The organism is Gordonia sp. OPL2, from assembly GCF_003797825.1.
Classification (GTDB): Bacteria; Actinomycetota; Actinomycetes; order Mycobacteriales; family Mycobacteriaceae; genus Gordonia.
In genome coordinates this window covers 1-19,782 of sequence record NZ_RKME01000026.1, presented here as the reverse complement: position 1 = coordinate 19,782, position 19,782 = coordinate 1, and the positions used below count along the sequence as shown (strand labels likewise).

The following is a 19,782-nucleotide window of genomic DNA, read 5'->3' as shown; positions in this document are numbered from 1 at the left end:
GCGACCAGAGGTGGGAAAACCCCTTCATTCCGGTCCCGGCGAGTCCCCATCCCTTGCCGGAGCCGCCGTCGTCACCTGCAGAGCTGCGGGTCTGGGCGCCGGACGCAGAGACCGTGACGCTGGTTCTCGACGAGCCCGGCGCCGACGAGCCCCGGCAGGTCGGCATGCGGCGTGACACGACATCCGCCGGCTGGTGGGTCCCCACCGACGCCCCTGAGCTCGACGTCTCGCCCGCGAGGTACCGCTATGCGGTCGACGGTGGCGATCCCGTCCCGGATCCGCGGGCGCCCCGACTCCCCGACGGTGTCCACGGTTCCGCCGCCCTGTACCGCGCCGACGAATCGGTATGGCACGACGACGGCTGGACCGGGCTCGACATCCGCGGGGCCGTGCTCTACGAACTGCACATCGGCACCTTCACCACCGACGGCACGTTCGACGCGGCGATCGACCGCCTCGACCACCTGGTGGACCTCGGGGTCGACGTCGTCGAGGTCATGCCGATCAACTCGTTCAACGGCGCCCATGGGTGGGGCTACGACGGCGTGGCGTGGTTCGCGGTCCACGAGCCGTACGGCGGCCCCGACGGTTTCGCCCGGTTCGTCGACGCCTGCCATCGCCGTGGACTCGGCGTCGTGCTCGACGTCGTCTACAACCATCTCGGGCCGTCGGGCAATTATCTGCCCAGGTTCGGTCCGTATCTGACCGAGGGCACGACCAGCTGGGGATCGTCGGTCAACCTGTCCGAGCCTGACTCCGACGAGGTCCGGGCGCTGATCCTCGACAACGCCCTGCGCTGGTTCGCCGAGTTCCACGTCGACGGACTGCGGCTGGACGCGGTGCATGCCCTCGTCGACCACAGCGCGGTGCATCTGCTGGAGGAACTGGCGGTCGCCACCGATGCGCTCGCAGTCGAGCTCGGTCGACCCCTGTCGCTCATCGCGGAGAGCGACCTCAACGACCCGCGGTTGATCCTCCCGCGCGACCTCGGCGGCTACGGCCTCACCGCACAGTGGGACGACGACATCCATCACGCCGTCCACACCGCCGTGTCCGGAGAGCGGCAGGGTTACTACGCCGACTTCGGCAGCCTGGAGGCACTGGCGAAGGTGTTGCGGGGAGGCTTTTTCCACGACGGCACCTATTCGTCGTTCCGCCGCCGTCGCCACGGGCGCCCGATCCCCACCGGTGTTGTCTCCGCCGCCTCGCTGCTCGCCTACACATGCAACCACGATCAGGTCGGCAACCGCGCGATCGGCGATCGCCCGTCGGCCTATCTCGACGGCGGGCAACTCGCCGTCAAGGCGGCACTCGTCCTGCTGTCCCCGTTCACGCCGATGCTGTTCATGGGCGAGGAGTGGGCGGCGGGCACACCGTTCGCATTCTTCACCTCCCACCCGGAGCCAGAACTGGCCGACGCCGTCCGCAACGGTCGGCGCAGCGAGTTCGCCGACCACGGCTGGGACAGCGCCGACGTCCCCGATCCGCAGTCGCCGGCCACATTCGAACGCTCGCGACTCGACTGGACCGAGCCCGAGCAGCCCGAACACCACCGGATACTGACGTTCTATCGTCGGCTCATCGCACTGCGCCGGGCCGAACCCGACCTGCACCGCGGCGACTTCGCCTCCATCAGCACCGCCTTCGACGACGACGCCGGATGGTTCGCGATGTTCCGCGGCGATTGGGCGGTCGTGTGCGTGTTGTCGGCGGAGGAGACGGTCGTACCGATCGACCTGCGTCCCGAGCTGTCCTGGGCGGAGCCCACTCTCGGGGAGGACGGTGTCCGCAGCCCCGGCCACAACGTCGTCATCGGGCGGCTGTCACGTCCGTGAGCGACGTCGTGCGCTCACGTCAGATAGTCGTAGGCGGGGGTTCCCGGTTCGAGCCGTTCACAGTGCAGCCGCGAATGCGACATCCGATCCATCAGTCCCGCAAGACCTTCGGGCTCCCCGAGCTCGACGCCGACGAGGGCGGCACCGGTCTCGCGGTTGTTGCGCTTGACGTATTCGAACAGCGTGATGTCGTCGTCGGGCCCGAGCACGTCGTCGAGGAACCGGCGCAGCGCGCCCGGCTCCTGTGGGAAGTCGACGAGGAAGTAGTGCTTGAGTCCCTGGTGCACCAGCGAACGTTCGATGATCTCGCCGTAACGCGAGACGTCGTTGTTGCCGCCGGAGATCAGACACACGACCGTGGCGTCCGGCGGTAGGTCGAGGTCGGTGAGAGCAGTGACGGCGAGGGCGCCCGCGGGCTCGGCGATGATGCCTTCGTTCTGGTACAGCGCGAGCATCGTCGAGCAGATGGCACCCTCGTCGACGTGCATGATGTGTGCGGTGCCCGGCGACGGCGTGTGCCGGACAGCCGCGTCGAGGACGGGCACGGCGGGCCGCGGGGCGACGTCGGCGAGCACGGGATGCGCCGCGATCGTCGCGCCGAGCTCGGCCATCACCCGATGACCGATGGAGCCGATCCGTTTGACGGCGGCGCCGTCGACGAACGGGTCGATCGTCTCGAGGGTGACCGGGCCGCCCGCGGCCAGTGCCGCCGACAGGGAGACCGCACCGGTGGGCTCGACGCCCACGATCGCGACGTCATCGCTCAGGGAACGGAGGTAGGTCGCCATCCCGGCGAGGCAACCGCCACCGCCGACCGGTGCGACCACCACGTCGGGGAGCCGGCCGAGCTGGTCAACGATCTCGTGGGCGATCGTGCCCTGACCGGCCGCTGTCCGGGTGTCGTCGAAGGCGTGGATCCATGCGGCCCCGGTGCGCATGACATCGGCCTGAGCGGCCGCCGCGGCGGCGTCGTAGGTCTCCCCCACGGCGATCAACGTGACGAAATCGCCGCCATGCCAACGGATTCGATCACGCTTCTGTTTCGGGGTCGTCGTCGGTACGTAGATCCGACCGGAGACCTGCATGGTGCGGCACGCATAGGCGACACCCTGTGCGTGGTTGCCGGCGCTCGCAGCGACGACCCCGCGGGAGAGTTCCTGCTCGGACAGCTGGGCCATCACGTTGTAGGCGCCGCGGATCTTGTAGGAGCGAACCGTCTGCAGGTCCTCGCGCTTGAGGAAGACGCGTGCGCCCGCGCCCGCGGACAGTCGCGGCGCGTCCTCGAGCGGGGTGCGGGCAATGGCGTCGGCAATTCGCGGGACGGCGGCGACGACGGCGTCGCCGGTCAACGAGGGATGCTGATGAACCGGTGCCTGCTGGGTACTCACGACCTCCATGCTCTCACCTGCACGTGTCGTCGGCGCGCGCGGTGTTCGCGGGGCGGTGGGCGTAGGTGGTCGACGTGACGTGGTCGACGGGCCTAGACTCCGCAAGAGGTCAACGATCTGTCGTCCACCGCCGACAGCGCGCCGGAACGGCGAACCGAATGGTGGGACGACGCACACCGATGTGGGAGGCCCACCATGTTCGGACGTACCTTCTCGAACCCGCCGACGTCATCCCGGCCCGGTATCCCCCGTCGCCGACGACGCCGCGTCGTCGCAGCGATGTCGGCGGCGGCGGTCACCGCGGGCCTGGCCACCGCTGTCACCGCCCCGCAGGCAAATGCCGCACCGGTCTGCCCTGGCGCGGGCCAACCGGCACGCCTGGTCGGCACGGTGCCGGGTGCGGCACTGGAGGGCCTCACCGTCGATGCGGGTGGTCGGCTGTACACGACGGATCTCAATTCCGGGCGCGTGTTCCGGTTGTCGCGGCCGGGAGCGCCGGCCGTACCGATCGCACGGGTACCCGACGGAGGCGCGGGCGCGCTCGCGTGGGCGCGCGACGGCGCACTGCTCGTCGGCTACGGGGCCGATGCGCGGGTGGTCGCCGGAGATGCGCTGCGGCACGCCGGGATCGCGCGACTGAACACCGCAAACCTGGCATTGCGCCCATGGGTCCGCGGCCTGTCCGCCGCCAACGGCATGGATGTCGCGGGCAACGGAATCGTCTATGCCACCAACGATTTCGGCAATCTGATCGGCCGTGTCCAGCCGAACGGGACGGTTCAGGCGAACTGGGGATCGCTGCCGAGTGCGAACGGGGCCGTGCTCGGTCGGGGCGATCGCTGGTTGTACGTGTCGCGAACCTTCGTCAATCCCGGCGTGAGCCGGGTCTCGACGGCGAACCCGCGGGTCGTGCAGAGTCTGTTGAACCTCGGCGGTGACATCACCGCGACTCCCGACGGGCTGACCCTGGATTCGCGCGAGCGACCGGTGGTGCCGTTCAATGCGGCGGGACAGGTCGTTCGGATCACCGCACCGGGACGCTACTGCGTACTGGCATCCGGGCTCCCGCTGTCGAGCGTGCTCTCCTACGGCCGCGGCGGTCAGGGCTTCTCCGCCGGACACCTCTACCGTGCCGGCTTCGATGGCCGGATTTATGAGATCCCCGGCGGATTCGACCCGGCGGCGACGGCTGCGCATCCGGGGTCCTGACTGCTGCACGTCGCAGACGTGAGGGCGTGGTCGCCCGGCAATGGATGGTCGCCGTCTGCGTCGATCTCGATGCCGTCGGCGAGACGGCGACTGCCGTCAGTGGGTCTCAGGAACGGGGATGCAGCGCGTACCAGGCGCGCTCGGCCCACCACACGGCGATGAGAGCCAGGCCGGAAGCCCACGCGACCGCGGCCGCGGAGCCGGTGATCGTCAGCGCGATCAGCGCCACGACCAGTGCGGCGATCACGGCATGCACCTTGTAGGCGGGCCACCGCACGCCGGCGATGTCGACAGCGGGTGCGTCGGCTGCACGGCCGTGTCCGGAACGTACCTCGACCGTGGCTGTCGGATTCGCTGCGGTCATCGTCACTCCTCGATGTCGGCGGTGATCGCGGGCTGGGCGATCTCCACATCGTCGAGTGTAACGCAGACGGAACTAAAATGTTCGGGTGACCGAAACCCAGGCTTCGGCGACGCGGCTACCTTCGGCTTCTCGCAGGTCAGCCGCCCATACAGCTCGGGCCGAGCAGTGCCTTCAGATCACCCATCAACGCTGAACTCGGGGTGACGCGCAGCGCATCGGTGAGCCGCAGGAGTGTCGAGCGCTGCTCACTGACCAAGGTCACGTGGACGTCGGCGGTTCCCGGATGCCGCGACAGCACCTGCTTGAGGGCCTGCACCCGATCGGGTGTGCACGCGCGGGCACTCAAGGTCAGGGCGACGGGTTTGGCCGTGCCGACGGCGGCCAGATCCGGCACCGCGAGATCGTTGGCGCTGATCATCGTGCTGTCATCGCGGACGTTGACCCGCGCCTTGATGAGCACGATGTTGTCCGCGACGATGTCGAGCCCGAAGACGGAGAACGAGCGCGGGAAGAAGTAGACCTCGACACCGCCGACCATGTCCTCGAGGGTGACGACAGCGTACGGCTCGCCCTTCTTGTTCACCCGGCGGTTCACCGACGAGATGATCCCGCCGATGGTGATCTGCGCGCCGTCGGGGACCGACCCCTCGAGCAGTGCGGTGATGGACGTGTCGGTCTGTGCTGCGATCGCGTGCTCGACACCGCCGAGCGGGTGTCCGGACACGTACAGCCCCAACATCTCTCGTTCGAGAGCCAGCTTGTGCTTGGAGTCCCACTCCTCATCGGGCACCTTGACGGCGAACACCTCGGCCATGGTGTCGTCGGCGCCGCCGGCGTCACCGAACAGATCGAACTGGCCGATCGCCTCGGCCTTTTTGGTACCGATCACCGATTCGACGGCGTCACCGTGGATCAGGAACAGACCCTTGCGTGGATGCGACAGCGAATCGAAGGCACCGGCCTTGATGAGCGATTCGGTGACCTTCTTGTTGCAGGCCGTCACGTCGATCTTGCCGAGATAGTCGGAGAAGCTCGTGAACTTCCCCTTCTCCTCGCGGGCCGCGAGGATCGACGAGACGACACCGGTGCCGACGTTGCGCACCGCGGCGAGACCGAAGCGGATGTCGCCCCCGACGGCGGCGAAGTTGCGCTGCGACTCGTTGACGTCCGGTGGCAGGACGGTGATGCCGAGCTTGCGGCAATCGGCGAGGTAGATCGCCGCCTTGTCCTTGTCGTCGCCGACCGACGTGAGCAGACCGGCCATGTACTCGGCCTTGTAGTTCGCCTTCAGATAGGCGGTCCAGAACGAGACGAGGCCGTACCCCGCGGCGTGCGACTTGTTGAACGCGTACCCGGCGAACGGGAGGATGGTGTCCCAGAGCGCCTTGATCGCCGCGGACGAGAAGCCGTTGGACTTCATGCCCTCCTCGAAGCCCTCGAACTCGGCGGCGAGGACCTCGGCCTTCTTCTTGCCCATCGCGCGGCGCAGGATGTCTGCTCGTCCGAGCGAGTATCCGGCGACCTTCTGTGCGATCTGCATGATCTGCTCTTGGTAGACGATCAGACCGTAGGTGTCGGCGAGGATCTCCTTGAGTGGTTCCTCGAGCTCGGGGTGGATGGGCTTGACCGGCTGGCGCCCGTTCTTGCGGTCGGCGTAGTCGTTGTGGGCGTTCATGCCCATCGGTCCCGGACGGTACAGCGCAAGAACGGCGACGATGTCCTCGAAACCGGTGGGCTGCATGCGCTTCAGGAGTTCGCGCATCGCGCCGCCGTCGAGCTGGAACACACCGAGCGTGTCGCCACGCGCGAGCAGTTCGTAGGTCTTCGGGTCGTCGAGCGGCGCCGCGTCCAGATCGAGATCGATGCCGCGGTTGGTCTGGATGTTCTCGATCGCGTCACCGATGACGGTGAGGTTGCGCAGACCGAGGAAGTCCATCTTCAGCAGACCGATGGCCTCACACGACGGGTAATCCCAACCGGTGATGATGGCGCCGTCCTGGGCGCGCTTCCACACCGGGATCGCGTCGGTCAGCGGCTCACTGGACATGATGACCGCGCAGGCGTGGACGCCGGCGTTACGGATCAGACCCTCGAGTCCGAGGGCGGTGTCGTAGATCTTCTTGACGTCCGGGTCGGTCTCGATGAGGGTGCGTACCTCGGAGGCCTCGGCATACCGCTCGTGATCGGAGTCGGTGATGCCCCAGACCGGGATGTCCTTGGCCATGATGGGCGGCGGCAGCGCCTTGGTGATGCGGTCGGCGATGGCGAAGCCCGGCTGGCCGAACTGGACACGCGCGGAGTCCTTGATCGCGGCCTTGGTCTTGATGGTGCCGAAGGTGATGACCTGGGCCACCTTGTCCGAGCCCCACCGTTCGGTGGCATAGCGCACCATCTCACCGCGGCGGCGATCGTCGAAGTCGATGTCGATGTCGGGCATCGAGACGCGCTCGGGGTTGAGGAACCGCTCGAACAGCAGACCGTGCGGGATCGGATCGATGTTGGTGATCCCGAGCGCCCAGGCGACCAGAGAACCGGCCGCCGATCCGCGCCCCGGACCCACCCGGATGCCGACCTCCTGCGCGTGGCGGATCAGGTCACCCACCACGAGGAAGTAGGCCGGGAACCCCATCTGGATGATGACGTCGAGTTCGTAGTTGGCGCGCTCCTGGTACTCCTGGGGCACCTCGGCGCCCGGGAACCGACGGTCCCGGAGTCCCTCGGCGACCTCCTTGCGCAGCCAGGTCTGCTGCGACTCCCCTTCGGGCACAGGGAAGATCGGCATGCGGTCCCGGTGGGTGAACACGTCGGCATAGCTCTGCACGCGCTCCCCGATCTCGAGCGTGTTGTCGCAGGCGCCGGGCACGACGTCGTCCCAGAGAGCGCGCATCTCATCGGCGGACTTCAGGAAGTAACCGTCGCCGTCGAACTTGAAGCGTGTCGGGTCCGAGAGCGTCTTGCCGGTCTGCACACACAGCAGGGCCTCGTGACTCTTCGCGTGGTCCTTGGTGACGTAGTGGCAGTCGTTGGTGACCAGCGGCTTGATGCCGAGTTTGCGACCGACCTCGAGGAGTCCGTCGCGGACGCGCCGCTCGATCTCGAGGCCGTGCTCCATGAGCTCGAGATAGAAGTTCTCCTTGCCGAAGATCTCCTGCCACTTCGCCGCCGCCTCGAGCGCCTCACGCTCCTGTCCCAGCCGAAGTCGCGTCTGGACCTCGCCGGACGGACATCCTGTCGTCGCGATGATCCCCTCGGCGTACTGCGCGATGAGGTCGGCGTCCATGCGCGACCACTTGCCGAGTTGTCCCTCGATGGACGCCAGCGACGACAACTTGAACAGGTTGCGCAGGCCGGTGGCGTTCTCCGCGACCATCGTCATGTGCGTGTACGCACCGCTGCCGGAGACGTCGTCGTCCTTCTGATCGCGGGTGCCCCAGGTCACGCGCTTGGTGTTGAACCGCGATTCCGGCGCGATGTAGGCCTCGATCCCGATGATCGGGGTGATGTCGTTCTTGACCGCGGTGTTGTAGAACTCGCTCGCACCGAACATGTTGCCGTGGTCGGTCATCCCGATCGCCGTCATGCCGAGGCGTTTGGCCTCGGCGAACAGCGGCGACACCTTCGCGGCACCGTCGAGCATGGAGTACTCGGTGTGGTTGTGCAGGTGGACGAACGAACTGGACATCGGCAAGTGGGGTCACTTTCGGGTCGCGGGGTCGTGATCACTGTATGTCGCGGCACCGACGCTTTCGCGCGTTGTCGGCGTGTCGGTGATGCGTGTCGGGAAACGTGTCGACACGCGTCGTCGGGCAGGTCGCTCAGCCCTCGCGGAGAAGATCCAGCGCCGCCTGGAGATCGGCGGGATACGCACTGGTGAACTCGACGCGACGACCGTCGGCGGGGTGCGCGAAGGCGAGCGACCGGGCATGCAGCCACTGCCGTTCGAGACCGAGCCGCTGCGCCAGGACCGGGTCCGCGCCGTAGGTCAGGTCACCGCAGCAGGGGTGATGCAGCGCGGAGAAATGCACACGGATCTGGTGGGTGCGTCCGGTCTCGAGGTGGACGTCCATCAGCGACGCCGACGCGAACATCTCGAGCGTGTCGTAGTGAGTGACACTCGGTTTGCCGTTGGCGGTGACCGCGAACTTCCAGTCGCTGCCCCGGTGACGGCCGATCGGCGCGTCGATCGTGCCGGACGGCGGGTCGAGGTGTCCCTGCACCAGCGCGTGGTATCCCTTGTCGACCTCCCGATCGCGGAACGCACGTTTGAGCATCGTGTACGCGTTCTCGGACACCGCGATCACCATGACGCCCGAGGTGCCGACGTCGAGCCGGGACACGATCCCCTGGCGTTCCTGGGCGCCCGAGGTGGAGATGCGGTAGCCGGCCGCGGCGAGTGCACCGACGACGGTCGGACCGGTCCACCCCTGCGACGGATGCGCGGCGACGCCGATCGGTTTGTCGACGACGATGATGTCGGAGTCGTGGTAGATGATGTCGAGTCCCTCGACGGGTGTCGGCTCGACGCGCAGCGGCTCGGCCGGCTCCGGCAGGGTGACGTCGAGCCAGGCTCCGGCCGAGAGCTTGTGGGATTTGCCCACGGCGACGCCGTCCACCGTGACGTCCCCGTCCTCGGCGAGCGTCGCCGCCACCGTCCGCGACAACCCCAGGATCCGCGCGACGCCGGCGTCGAGCCGCATCCCGTCGAGTCCGTCCGGCACCGGCATCGAGCGGGACTCACGCATCGGCGTCCCCCACCCGGCCGCCGGTGCGCCCGGTGTCGTGGGCCGTGCCGGGATCGGGGTCGTCGGGATCGAGGTCGCCGCGATCGTGTCGTGCGGCCCATCCGGTGCGGGATCCGTCGTACTCGAAGCCGAAGAGCGACAGCGCGACCAACAGGATCGCGCCACACACGACGGCGGAGTCGGCGACGTTGAACACCGGCCACCATCCGACGGACACGAAGTCGACGACGTGTCCGCGCAGCGGTCCGGGCGACCGGAAGATGCGGTCGGCGAGGTTGCCCATCGCACCGCCGAGTACCAGACCGAGGCCGAGGATCCACCACGGTGAGCGCAACCGTCCGCTGTAGCGCACGATGCCGATGACCACGCACAGCGCCACGATCGTCAGGATCCAGGTGTAGCCGGAGGCCATGGAGAACGCCGCACCGCTGTTGCGGACCAGCCGCAGGGTCACCACGTCACCGATGATGTGCACCGGCCGCATCGGGTCGAGATTCGCCACCGCCAAGGTCTTGGTCAGCAGATCGAGGCCCACCACGGTCGCCGCGATCCCGAGCAGGATCGCCACCACGGTCCGCCGACGGCGCCCCTCGGACGTGCTCGCCGACTCGACGCCCTCGGGCTCGGCACCCTCGTGCGGCCCGGGTGTCGCTTGGCTCATGACTCCATCATCCACCTCACCATCATCCACGAGCCCTGCAATACCCTGGCTGCCGTGTATCCCCGCCGCACCCGTGTCGCCGTCGCCGCAGCCCTCCTGATCGGACTCGCCGGGTGTGGTGCGGACGAGCAACCCGACGCCGCGGGGTCCGGCACGGCGCAGCAGGGCGGCTGCGCCACGGAGACGACGTCCGGCCGCGAGGGCGTCGATCTGCTGGCGATCCCGCCGGCGAAGGTGACGCTGACGAACCCGGGGTCCGGCGAACGGAAGGTGGCCGCCGCGGCGCCCGACCGGAACAGCCCACAGTCGGCGACGCTCGTGACGACGTCGTCGGTGGCGGCCGTCGGGGACGAGCAGGCCCAGACCGTCGAGATGCCGCTCGAGGCGCGTTTCCACTGCACCGACTCGACGGATGTGGAGATGGTGCTGGGCACGGTCACCTCGCCCGACGCGGAACTCAACGGGCAGCTACGGCCCGTCGCGGGCTCGCAGGCCGGTCTCGCGATCGGGCCCGGCTCGATGCCCATCTCGCTCCGGCTGCTGCCCGCGGAGTCGGCCGGATCACAGGCACGGCTCGCGGTCGAGCAGGCCCTGGTGCAGTCGTTGCAGCTGTCGGTCCCGCTCCCGACGGAGCCGATCGCGGTCGGCGCGACGTGGCGCGCCGAGCGCACGATCAACTCGGCCGCGACGGTGACCCAGCACATCGACGCCACACTCACCGCCTGGGAGGGCAATCGCCTGACCATGGACGTGACCGTGGACGAGACGCCGGTCAACTCCGTCTTCGTGATCCCCGGTTCCGATCAGACGCTGAACATCAGCCGGTTCAGCAACTCCGGCACCGGTCAGGTCACTCTCGACCTCACCCGCGGGCTCCCGGTGTCGGCCCGCATCGACGTCGACGGCGCGCGCGAACTCTTCGGTGCCGATCCGGCGCAACCCCTGATCCAGCGCACCTCGCTGTCGGTCGGCTGGCGCTGACCGGACCACGGCCACACGCCCTGCAGTCGGCGGCCAGAGCCTCGGCACGCAGGCGCCCCTGGGAAAAGCAACGGGCCGGGACAGCGATCGCTGTCCCGGCCCGTTCCCTGTCGACCCGGTCACATCAGGTCGATCTCGTCAGATCAGTTGGGCGCCTTCGACGACGCTCCACCGGCATCTGTACACATCGGGGTGGTGACGTTGTTCGCGGTGATCAACGGGCACACCGTGTTCTTCGACAGCTTCCACCGTCCGTCGACGTAGACGATGCTCGCGTCGAGCTTGGTCGGCGGGTTGTCGGGCAGCTTCACCTGCACCTTGACCGTCGCCTTGTTCGGCCCGGCCGGGATCACCGGCGGGAAGATCTCGTAGGTGACGTCCGGGTTGTCCTGCTTGGCCTTGACCAGCTCGTCGAAGATCTTCGGATCCGCCGAGGAACCCTCCACCAGCTCGGTCTTCTGCGAGTTCGGCACGTTCGGGTCCAGCGCCGTGTTGAGCATCTCGTTCAGGGTGGCGACCGACGGCCGCTGATTCGGGTTGGTCACCCCGCTGTCCCCACCGCTGCCGGCATCGGCCGAGGAGGCCGCGGACGACACCGTCGGCACCTCCGGGATGTCGCTGTCATCGCTGCCACAGGCCGCAACCGATGCGACCGATGCCGCGATCAGTGCGGCAGTCACGATCTTCGGAAACTTCACCGATCTCCCTTACTGTCGTTCGTCCGGCCCACGGCGGATCTCCGCCCCCGCAGGTCCTGGCAGTTTCTGGCCGGATTGTCCCCCTCGGGCCCGCCAAAACTCACACCACTATGCCAAATCCACGGCGACGCCCCCAACAACCGCTCTCCGGGGACATCGACGTCGCAGCCGCAACGGTCGGCACCGAGAGAAGGTTCCCCGACGGCCGGCGCCTTAACCTTGACCACCATGGCGACCACTCGAATCGTGCTGATCACCACCGGCGGGACCGTCGCCGCACAGAGCACCCCGGACGGCGCGGTCCCGGCTCTGTCGGCTCGCGATCTGCTCCCCGACGGGCCCCTCGCGGAGATCTCGACGGTCGACCTCATGTCGGTGGACAGTTCCGCCATGACGGTGGGCGATCAGTTCGCGATCGTCCGCGCGATCCATGCCGCGCTGTCGGACCCCGCCGTGGACGGCGTCGTCGTGACCCACGGCACCGACACCCTCGAGGAGACCGCCTACCTCGCCGACCTCTTCCATGGCGACGACCGGCCGGTGGTGTTCACGGGTGCGCAGCGTCCGGCGGATGCGACCGATTGCGACGGCCCGGCGAACATCGCCGCGGCGTTCGCCGCGGTGGCCGACCCGGCGATCCGGGGGCGCGGCGTGGTGATCGAGTTCGGAGGTCAGACCCGTTCCGCGCGTGGAATTTTCAAGGCGTCGACGACGGATCTGGTCGCCTTCGACAACATCCATCACGCATTGCCCCGCCAGTACGTCGGCGACGCCGTCCCGACGGCGGCGCGGATCCGAGTCGACGCACTCGGACTCTATCCGGGCGTCTCCCCCGGACTGATCGCCGCGGCGGTGTCCCAACAGGCGGCGGGCATCGTGCTGTCGACGACCGGCTCGGGCAACACCCATCCCGACATCACCGCCGAGGTGAGCGCTGCCGTACACGCCGGGGTGGTCGTGGTGGTCACGTCCCGGGTCCCCTCCGGCGCCGTGATCCCCACCTACGGCGGAGGAGGCGGGGCCGTCGACCTCGAACGCGCCGGCGCCATCGTCTCGCGGTGGCTGCGTGCCCCGCAGGCGCGGATCGCCACCCTCGCGCTGCTGTCCACCGGGGGCGACGTCGACGCGGTCCGGGCGTTCTTCGCCGAGACCGCCCGCGCCTGACCCGCCACCGAAGGCTGGTACGGCACCGCGACGAGTCAGTCCGGGTCCGTGGACGGCAGGTCCGGCCAGGCGAGGCTGTCCCGCGGATCGGCCCGGCGCAGTTCGGGGTCGTCGGCGCGGAAGGTCACCGCCCGCCCCGGGCCGGTGGCGCGGGTCTCGAAGCGAACCGTCACCACGCCGTGGCCGCTGCCCTGGACCCACCCGTGACCGTGATCGGGGTGTGTGAGGTCAGCGCCTGTCTCCCAACGGTTCTCGTCCTCGCCGGACCCGGTGTCAGCGGAGCTGCCGAGCACCGGCGCGGAGTCGGTGGACGGGCCGGCCGCCACGAAACCGGCCTCGACATCGGTCTCGACGCCGTCCTCGGCGACGATCACCGGACGAACGTCCGTGCCGTGCTCGTCGTCCAGATCGCCGAAGAGCGAGAACTGTTGCACTGCGGTCAAACCCGAGTACCCGACGCCGACCAGCCGGATCGGCCCGATACTGCGCGGATCGAGGGCGAGACGTTGCGCGGCGGAGATGAGTACGCCGAGTTCGGTGGTCGCGGCGGGCAGTGTCATCGATCGGGTCAGCACGGACATGTCCGAACGCTTGAGCTTGAGCACGACGGTGCGCGCCCCTCTCCCGTCGGACAGGAGTCGTCGGTGCGCACCCTCGGCGGCCGACTCGATCGCCGGCCGCAGCTCGGACAGTTCGACGAGATCGCGGGGAAAGGTGGACTCGGCGCTGATCTGTTTCGCCGACGCCCGTTCGGCGACCGGGCGGTCATCGATTCCCTGCGCAAGCCGGTGCAGAGACGGACCGAGCGTTGCACCCAAGACGGAGACGACCTCCAGGTCCGACATCGCGGCGAAGTCGCCGATACTCTCGATACCCAACCGGTGCAACCGATCACCCGAGACCGGGCCTATCCCCCACAACTTCCGAACGGGCAACTCGTGCAGGAACTCGAGCTCGACTGCGGGCGAGATCGCCATCACCCCATCGGGTTTCGCCAGTCCCGACGCGATCTTGGCGATCTGTTTGCCACTGCCGAACCCGACCGACGCCGAGATCCCCACGGTCTCGCGGATCCGACGACGCAGTCGTTCGGCGAACTCGGTCACCTCGTCCACCGACGCGCCCGCGAGTTCCTCGGGCTCGCCGAACGCCTCGTCGAACGAGAGCATCTCGATCACCGGGATGGCGTCGCGCACAAGGCCGAAGATGCGCGCGCTCACGACCCGATAGACCGTCCCGCGCGGCGGCAGCACCACGGCGCCGGCACCGACGAGACGTCGCGCCTGATGCATCGGCATCGCCGACCGCGCGCCGAATGCCCGAGCCGCATAACTGGCACCCGCCACGACCCCACGGCCGCCGGTTCCGCCCACCAGCACGGGGCGACCCCGCAGCGTCGGGCGCGTCAACTGCTCCACCGACGCGAAGAAGGCATCCATGTCGAGATGCATCACCCAGCGGGCGCTGCGCCGCGCTCCGTCGTCCCGTCTGCCGGCATCCGGTCCGCCACCGTCGAGGTCGCCACCATCCAGTCGGCCACCCTCCAATCGGCCACCGTCGGCAGCGGCCCCGGACGGACCGGGACTCGGGAACGGGCTGTCGGAGACCACGTGACGAATCGTAGTTCCGCGGCGTCGGCGTCAACGGCTCGGACCTCGGGACGAGGACCCGACGACCCCCTCACGCGCCTTCTCGGGGAGACCTCGCCGGGACCGGCGTTCAGGAGCGGATCTCGAACACCGGCAGGTCATCGAGGTGGGCCGCGAGGGTCGCGTCGTCGGGGTCGGTGGTCATCCCCTCAGGCAGGAACCGACCGACCTCCCACCCCCACTTGTCGAGGTAGGCGCGGATCATCGGGCCCCGCAGCGCCGGCTCGACCTCGACGAGGCGGACGGTCCGCCGACGGCGCCCGCGGCGCAGTTCGGCGGTCGGGTCGACGCGGACGTTGCGCACCCACTGCGTCACGCCGCGCGGCGCCACCAGGTACTCGCGCCCCTCGAACGGCATCGGGTTCACCGGGACGGTCTGCGGTTTCCCGCTCGTGCGACCGGTGACCGTCAGTGTCTGCGCACCGGCCAGATTGATGCCGCGTTCGGCGAGCCAGCGCACCGTTCGGTTGAAGCCGTTGTCCATCCCCTGGGGCGGGCGGTAGTGCGTCGTGGTCATGGTCTCTTCCTCTCGTCGTCCTCGCAGCTCACGAGGTGGAACCCGGTTTCGAGAGCACTGCTCTCGGATTTGAGTCTGCACCAGGTTGCGCCGTAAATCAAGAGCAGTGCTCTCGAATTGTGCGAGACTGTTCCCATGACCACCGGGACACGAGCCGCCAACCGGGCCGCCATGGAGTCCGAGATCCGCCGCCTGGCCCGCGCCCACCTGCGCACCCACGGCGCTGCCGGTCTGTCGCTGCGCGCCATCGCGCGGGAGATGGGTGTGGTGTCGTCGGCGGTCTACCGCTACGTGCCCAGCCGTGACGACCTGCTGACCATGCTGCTCGTCGAGGCGTATTCGGACCTCGCCGACGCCGTCCACGACGCGATCGCCGACGTGGCTGAGGACCGACCGCGCGAACGTCTGGTCGCCGCGACCCGGTCGTTGCGCCGCTGGGCCGTCGAGGACCCCGCGCGCTGGGCGCTGCTCTACGGCAGCCCGGTTCCCGGGTACGCGGCGCCGGCCGAGCAGACCGTCGGTCCGGGCACGCGGGTCGTCGCGATGCTGATCGCCGAGGTCGGCCGCGCCCACGAGGCGGGACACCTGCCCGCCGACGACGCCGTGCCGGACTCCGTGGTACGCGACTTCGACGCGATCCGAGCCGAATTCGACAGCGCGCTGCCCGATTCCGCGCTCCTCGTGGCCACCACACTGTGGGCGGTGACCATCGGGGCCATCAGTCTGGAGGTCTTCGGCCAGTACGGATCGGACACCTTCGGCCATCCGGAGGCGCTGTTCGCCGCGCAGGTCGAGCGCGCACTGGAGCCGATGGCAAGGTGAACCGGCGGACCTCGGGTCAGACCTGCGTCAACGCGAGATCCGGCGCGGCTCAGCGACGCCGAGCAGTTTCTCCGGATTGCGGGTGGCGTAGATGTCGGCGACGAGTCCGTCGACGACGTCGAGGACGAACACGCCCTGCAGTTCACCGTCGAAGAAGATCCGCATGCCGGGCAGACTGTTGAAGATCGCCGGCTCGACCCGGAAATCGTTGAGTGTCGGTCCGACCCGCGCGAACCCGGCCATCAGGCGGGCCACCGCGAGAGCACCGCGAATGGGCCTGCGGACCGCGCTCGCCTTGCCGTCGCTGTCCGCGGTGAACACGATCTCCGGCGACATCATGGTCATCAGGCCCTCGACGTCCCCCGACGCCGCGGCCGCCATGAACGCGTCGGTGATCTGGGCGGTGCGGGCGGCATCGACCGGCTCGAAACGGCGACGGCGCGCGTGGACGTGCTCGCGTGCCCGATGGGCCATCTGGCGTACCGCGGAACCGGACTTGCCGACGATGCCCGCGATCTCGTCATGGGAGAAGCCGAACACCTCACGCAGGACGAACACCACCCGCTCGTCGGGGGTCAGGGTCTCGAGCACGACGAGCATCGCGGTCGACACCGACTCGGCGAGCACGACGTCGGCCGCGGCGTCGTGCTCGTCGAGCAGGATGGGCTCCGGCAGCCACGGACCCACATACTGTTCCCGGCGCCGCGACAACGCGCGCAACGCGTTGAGCGCCTGTCGTGTCACGAGCGTCGCGAGGTACGGTTTCGTGTCGTCGACGGTGTCGAGATCGACGGCGGCCCAGCGGAGATAGCTCTCCTGCAGCACGTCGTCGGCGTCGGTGGCCGAGCCGAGGATCTCATACGCGACGGTGAACAGCAGCGGCCGCAGCTCGACGAAACGTCGAGCGTGCTCCTCACCCGCCGAGGTCACGCCCGCACCTGGTCGGCGGAGCGGTCGACCACCGGACCAGGCCGACCCGAGAATGTCGGGAACGAGCCGGGACGACGGGCCTCCCACCGCAGACCCCACAGGACGCTGCGGCAGACCAGCTCCTTGATCCCGGCAGCCGCCCGTCCGGGGATGATCACGCCGACAGGCGTGTCGTCGCGTCGCGTCGCCTGGATCACCGCGCCGTGACGGCCCAGCGAGGTGCACTGTCCGACGAACACGACCCCGAGGGTCCCCGGCTGCCTGCCCACAAGACGGGCGAGAACGACGTCGGCGGCGTGTGGTCCGGTCTGATTGGCTGCCTGACAACTCATCCGGATCGTCATACCGGACGGGGCGACGGCGTCGCCTGCGCCGACGATGCGTGGATCATCGACACTGGTGAGCGTGTCGTCGGTGACGATCCGGCCGAGTCCGTCGGTCGTGAGTCCGCTCGCGGCGGCGACACCGGGCACACCGAATCCGGCAGCGATCACGGTCGTCGCGCTCGGCAGGGTCGCCTCGGCCGCCTGCCCCGCAGCCCCTATCCCGGGCTCCACACGGGTGTCCACGACGGTGACGGTATTCGCCTCGACTGCGGTGACGCGGCGTTCTTCCAGGATCTCGACTCCCAGCTGCTGCAGGCGTCGCCGAGCGGATCGTCGGGCACGGGGACCGAAGGACGGCGCCAGCACGCCCGAGGAGACGAGCCGAACCGTGCGACCCGCCTCGGCCAGCTCCGCGGCCATCTCGATCCCGGTGAGGCCGCCGCCGACGACGGTCGTCACCACCTCCGAGGCGTCGCAGCCCGCCTCCGCGCGATCGGAGTCCGCCAGATGCGCTCGGAGCCGTTGCGCCTCCTCCCACTCACCCAGCACGAAGGCGTGGTCGGAGGCACCACGGATGGCGTCCACCGACGTCCCCGTCGACCCGACCGCGTAGATCAGGTGGTCGTAGTCGAGCGTGTCGCCGGAGGCGAGTTCGACCGTGCCCGCGGCGACGTCGATCCGGGCGGCCGTGTCGACGACGAGTCGCACCCGGGATCCGAGCACGGTATCGAATTCCTCTGCGGCGGTGCCGGTTCCGTTGATCCACTGGTGGAGACGGATTCGGTGCACGAAATGTGGACGCGCATTGACGAGCGTGACGTCGACGTCGGCCGAGCACAGGCGGTTGGCAGCCATCGTGCCCGCGTAACCGCCACCGAGGACGACGATCCGTGGGCGGGATGTGGTGGTCATGATTGCTCCTCTCGAAGGTGGACAATCACGGGACACCACGCGCCGCCGATCTGTGACACGGAGTGATCCAGATCACAGAGTCGACACCGCCTATGCCTGCGGCGCCGCCTTCGCCACATCCGCGCTCACGCCGTCACCGAGCTCGATCGCACCCGCGGGAGACTCCGACGTGACGTCGAACGTGACCGCGAGCACCTCGCCCGCGATCAGGTCGGCGTGCGTCCGCGCCCAGTCGAGGCGCTCGGCAGGCACGACGAGTCGCACCGTGATGCGGTCGGAGACGTCGAGTCCCAGGGTCCGTCGGGCGTCCTGCAGTTCACGGACGCGGTCCTTGGCCCAGCCTTCCGCCTCCAGCTCGGGGGTGACGGTGGTGTCGAGCACCACGAGTCCGCGGCCTCCGGGCAGCTCGGCCGTCGAGTCGGGCTCGACCGCCACGAGCCGGCGGGTGTACTCCCCGTCGTGCAGCTCGATACCGTCGGCGACGATCACCTCCGCGCCATCGTCGCCGGTGCCCACCGACCAGTCGCCGGACTTGACCGCCTTGATCGCACGCTGGACGTCCTTGCCGAGACGCGGACCGGCGGCGCGGGCGTTCACCGCGATCTCATGGCGGCCGTAGACGTCGGCGTCGGTGGCCAGTGTCACCGACTTCACGTTCATCTCGTCCTTGATGAGGTCCGTGTACGGACCGAGCTGTTCCGCTGTGGGCGACGCGACGGTCAGACCCGACAACGGCAGCCGCACCCGCAGCTTGTTGGCCTTGCGCACACTCGAGGCCACCGAGCAGACCTCCTGCACCTCGTCCATCGCGGCCACGAGATCCGCATCGGCGGGCAGATCCTCGGCGGCCGGCCAATCGGTCAGATGCACCGAGCGCTCGCCGGTCAGGCCACGCCAGATCGCCTCGGTGGCCAACGGCAACAGCGGCGCCGCGAGTCGGGCCGCCACCTCGAGCACGGTGTACAACGTGTCGAAGGCATCGGCGTCCTCGTCCTGCCCGGCCCAGAAGCGCGCACGCGAACGACGGACATACCAGTTGGTCAACGACTCGACGAACTCGCGGAAGGCGTCAGCGGCCCCGGAGACGTCGTAGGTGTCGAGCGCGCCGGTCATCACCTCGCGCGTCGCGGCGAGCTTGGCCAGGATGTACCGGTCGAGCACGTGCTCGCTGTCGGTACGCCAGACGGCCGGTCGCTCGGCGTAGAGCTGCAGGAAGCTGTACGCATTCCACAGAGGGAGCAGAGCCTGACGAACCCCCTCCCGGATGCCACGCTCGGTCACGACCAGATTCCCGCCGCGCAGGATCGGGCTGGCCATCAGGAACCAGCGCATCGCGTCCGAGCCGTCGCGGTCGAACACCTCGTTGACGTCCGGGTAGTTCCGCTTCGACTTGGACATCTTCTGGCCGTCGTCGCCGAGAACGATGCCGTGCGCGGCAACCGATTTGAACGCCGGTCGATCGAACAGCGCGGTCGCCAGGACATGCAGGTTGTAGAACCATCCGCGCGTCTGCCCGTTGTACTCGACGATGAAATCACCGGGATTGTGCGCCGGCACCCCGCTCGCCCCGGCACCCCCCGTCGC

Annotated in this window: 16 protein-coding genes; 5 read left to right on the top strand and 11 right to left on the bottom strand. The window is 68.8% G+C overall.

Annotation, left to right across the window (positions count from 1 at the left end; translation table 11 throughout):
* The first annotated feature begins 26 nt into the window (after positions 1–26).
* The gene (treZ, locus tag EEB19_RS20650; RefSeq protein WP_262365825.1) at positions 27–1,835 is read left to right on the top strand and encodes a malto-oligosyltrehalose trehalohydrolase; all 1,809 of its coding nucleotides are present in this window, start codon (positions 27–29) and stop codon (positions 1,833–1,835) included.
* 14 nt (positions 1,836–1,849) lie between these two features.
* On the opposite strand, the gene ilvA is transcribed toward treZ, so the two are convergent.
* On the bottom strand, positions 1,850–3,232 hold the full coding sequence (gene ilvA / locus EEB19_RS20645) for a threonine ammonia-lyase IlvA (protein WP_187589236.1): 1,383 nt from the start codon (positions 3,230–3,232) through the stop codon (positions 1,850–1,852).
* Positions 3,233–3,502: 270 nt separating this feature from the next.
* Here ilvA and EEB19_RS20640 point away from each other — a divergent pair, with 270 nt between their 5' ends.
* Positions 3,503–4,432, top strand: a complete 930-nt coding sequence (locus tag EEB19_RS20640) for an SMP-30/gluconolactonase/LRE family protein (protein WP_187589285.1) — start codon at positions 3,503–3,505, stop codon at positions 4,430–4,432.
* A 106-nt stretch (positions 4,433–4,538) separates the two neighbouring features.
* Here EEB19_RS20640 and EEB19_RS20635 read toward each other — a convergent pair whose 3' ends face one another.
* The 4 genes from EEB19_RS20635 to lspA all read right to left on the bottom strand — a co-directional run bounded on the left by EEB19_RS20635 (position 4,539) and on the right by lspA (position 10,199).
* A complete protein-coding gene (locus EEB19_RS20635; protein WP_187589235.1) occupies positions 4,539–4,796 on the bottom strand; it encodes a hypothetical protein in 258 nt (85 codons plus the stop codon).
* 136 nt (positions 4,797–4,932) lie between these two features.
* A complete protein-coding gene (gene dnaE / locus EEB19_RS20630) occupies positions 4,933–8,478 on the bottom strand; it encodes a DNA polymerase III subunit alpha (RefSeq protein ID WP_187589234.1) in 3,546 nt (1,181 codons plus the stop codon).
* A 133-nt stretch (positions 8,479–8,611) separates the two neighbouring features.
* Complete coding sequence (locus EEB19_RS20625; protein ID WP_187589233.1) at positions 8,612–9,538, bottom strand: RluA family pseudouridine synthase; 927 nt, start codon at positions 9,536–9,538, stop codon at positions 8,612–8,614.
* On the bottom strand, positions 9,531–10,199 hold the full coding sequence (gene lspA, locus EEB19_RS20620; RefSeq protein WP_187589232.1) for a signal peptidase II: 669 nt from the start codon (positions 10,197–10,199) through the stop codon (positions 9,531–9,533). The genes EEB19_RS20625 and lspA overlap by 8 nt, the downstream gene beginning before the upstream one ends.
* A gap of 54 nt (positions 10,200–10,253) precedes the next feature.
* Here lspA and EEB19_RS20615 point away from each other — a divergent pair, with 54 nt between their 5' ends.
* Complete coding sequence (locus EEB19_RS20615; protein WP_316245480.1) at positions 10,254–11,180, top strand: hypothetical protein; 927 nt, start codon at positions 10,254–10,256, stop codon at positions 11,178–11,180.
* Between the two features lie 143 nt (positions 11,181–11,323).
* Here EEB19_RS20615 and EEB19_RS20610 read toward each other — a convergent pair whose 3' ends face one another.
* Complete coding sequence (locus EEB19_RS20610) at positions 11,324–11,878, bottom strand: hypothetical protein (protein ID WP_187589231.1); 555 nt, start codon at positions 11,876–11,878, stop codon at positions 11,324–11,326.
* 228 nt (positions 11,879–12,106) lie between these two features.
* Here EEB19_RS20610 and EEB19_RS20605 point away from each other — a divergent pair, with 228 nt between their 5' ends.
* Positions 12,107–13,042 carry an asparaginase gene (locus EEB19_RS20605; RefSeq protein WP_187589230.1) on the top strand — a complete coding sequence of 312 codons (936 nt, stop codon included), beginning with the start codon at positions 12,107–12,109 and terminating at the stop codon, positions 13,040–13,042.
* 35 nt (positions 13,043–13,077) lie between these two features.
* Here the strand turns inward: EEB19_RS20605 and EEB19_RS20600 are convergent, their stop codons facing one another.
* A complete protein-coding gene (locus tag EEB19_RS20600; RefSeq protein WP_262365819.1) occupies positions 13,078–14,652 on the bottom strand; it encodes a DNA polymerase IV in 1,575 nt (524 codons plus the stop codon).
* Between the two features lie 109 nt (positions 14,653–14,761).
* On the bottom strand, positions 14,762–15,208 hold the full coding sequence (locus EEB19_RS20595; RefSeq protein ID WP_187589229.1) for a nitroreductase/quinone reductase family protein: 447 nt from the start codon (positions 15,206–15,208) through the stop codon (positions 14,762–14,764).
* Between the two features lie 135 nt (positions 15,209–15,343).
* On the opposite strand from EEB19_RS20595, the gene EEB19_RS20590 reads away from it, so the two are divergent.
* A complete protein-coding gene (locus EEB19_RS20590) occupies positions 15,344–16,030 on the top strand; it encodes a TetR/AcrR family transcriptional regulator (RefSeq protein WP_187589228.1) in 687 nt (228 codons plus the stop codon).
* 27 nt (positions 16,031–16,057) lie between these two features.
* Here the strand turns inward: EEB19_RS20590 and sigJ are convergent, their stop codons facing one another.
* From sigJ to EEB19_RS20575, 3 genes are all read right to left on the bottom strand, one after another.
* Positions 16,058–16,960, bottom strand: coding sequence for an RNA polymerase sigma factor SigJ (gene sigJ / locus EEB19_RS20585; RefSeq protein ID WP_187589227.1), 903 nt, complete (start codon positions 16,958–16,960; stop codon positions 16,058–16,060).
* The gene (locus tag EEB19_RS20580) at positions 16,957–18,198 is read right to left on the bottom strand and encodes an NAD(P)/FAD-dependent oxidoreductase (protein ID WP_187589226.1); all 1,242 of its coding nucleotides are present in this window, start codon (positions 18,196–18,198) and stop codon (positions 16,957–16,959) included. The genes sigJ and EEB19_RS20580 overlap by 4 nt, the downstream gene beginning before the upstream one ends.
* Positions 18,199–18,288: 90 nt before the next feature.
* Positions 18,289–19,782: class I tRNA ligase family protein (locus EEB19_RS20575; RefSeq protein ID WP_187589225.1), on the bottom strand; the 1,494-nt coding region annotated here is incomplete at its 5' end.

Excerpts from the sequence above, each read along its gene's own strand:
- EEB19_RS20580 (WP_187589226.1), bottom strand. The coding sequence starts at position 18,198 with ATGACCACCACATCCCGCCCACGGATCGTCGTCCTCGGTGGCGGTTAC.
- EEB19_RS20590 (WP_187589228.1), top strand. The coding sequence starts at position 15,344 with ATGACCACCGGGACACGAGCCGCCAACCGGGCCGCCATGGAGTCCGAG.
- dnaE (WP_187589234.1), bottom strand. The coding sequence starts at position 8,478 with ATGTCCAGTTCGTTCGTCCACCTGCACAACCACACCGAGTACTCCATG.
- EEB19_RS20625 (WP_187589233.1), bottom strand. The coding sequence starts at position 9,538 with ATGCGTGAGTCCCGCTCGATGCCGGTGCCGGACGGACTCGACGGGATG.
- lspA (WP_187589232.1), bottom strand. The coding sequence starts at position 10,199 with ATGAGCCAAGCGACACCCGGGCCGCACGAGGGTGCCGAGCCCGAGGGC.
- EEB19_RS20605 (WP_187589230.1), top strand. The coding sequence starts at position 12,107 with ATGGCGACCACTCGAATCGTGCTGATCACCACCGGCGGGACCGTCGCC.
- ilvA (WP_187589236.1), bottom strand. The coding sequence starts at position 3,232 with ATGGAGGTCGTGAGTACCCAGCAGGCACCGGTTCATCAGCATCCCTCG.
- EEB19_RS20595 (WP_187589229.1), bottom strand. The coding sequence starts at position 15,208 with ATGACCACGACGCACTACCGCCCGCCCCAGGGGATGGACAACGGCTTC.
- EEB19_RS20640 (WP_187589285.1), top strand. The coding sequence starts at position 3,503 with ATGTCGGCGGCGGCGGTCACCGCGGGCCTGGCCACCGCTGTCACCGCC.
- EEB19_RS20635 (WP_187589235.1), bottom strand. The coding sequence starts at position 4,796 with ATGACCGCAGCGAATCCGACAGCCACGGTCGAGGTACGTTCCGGACAC.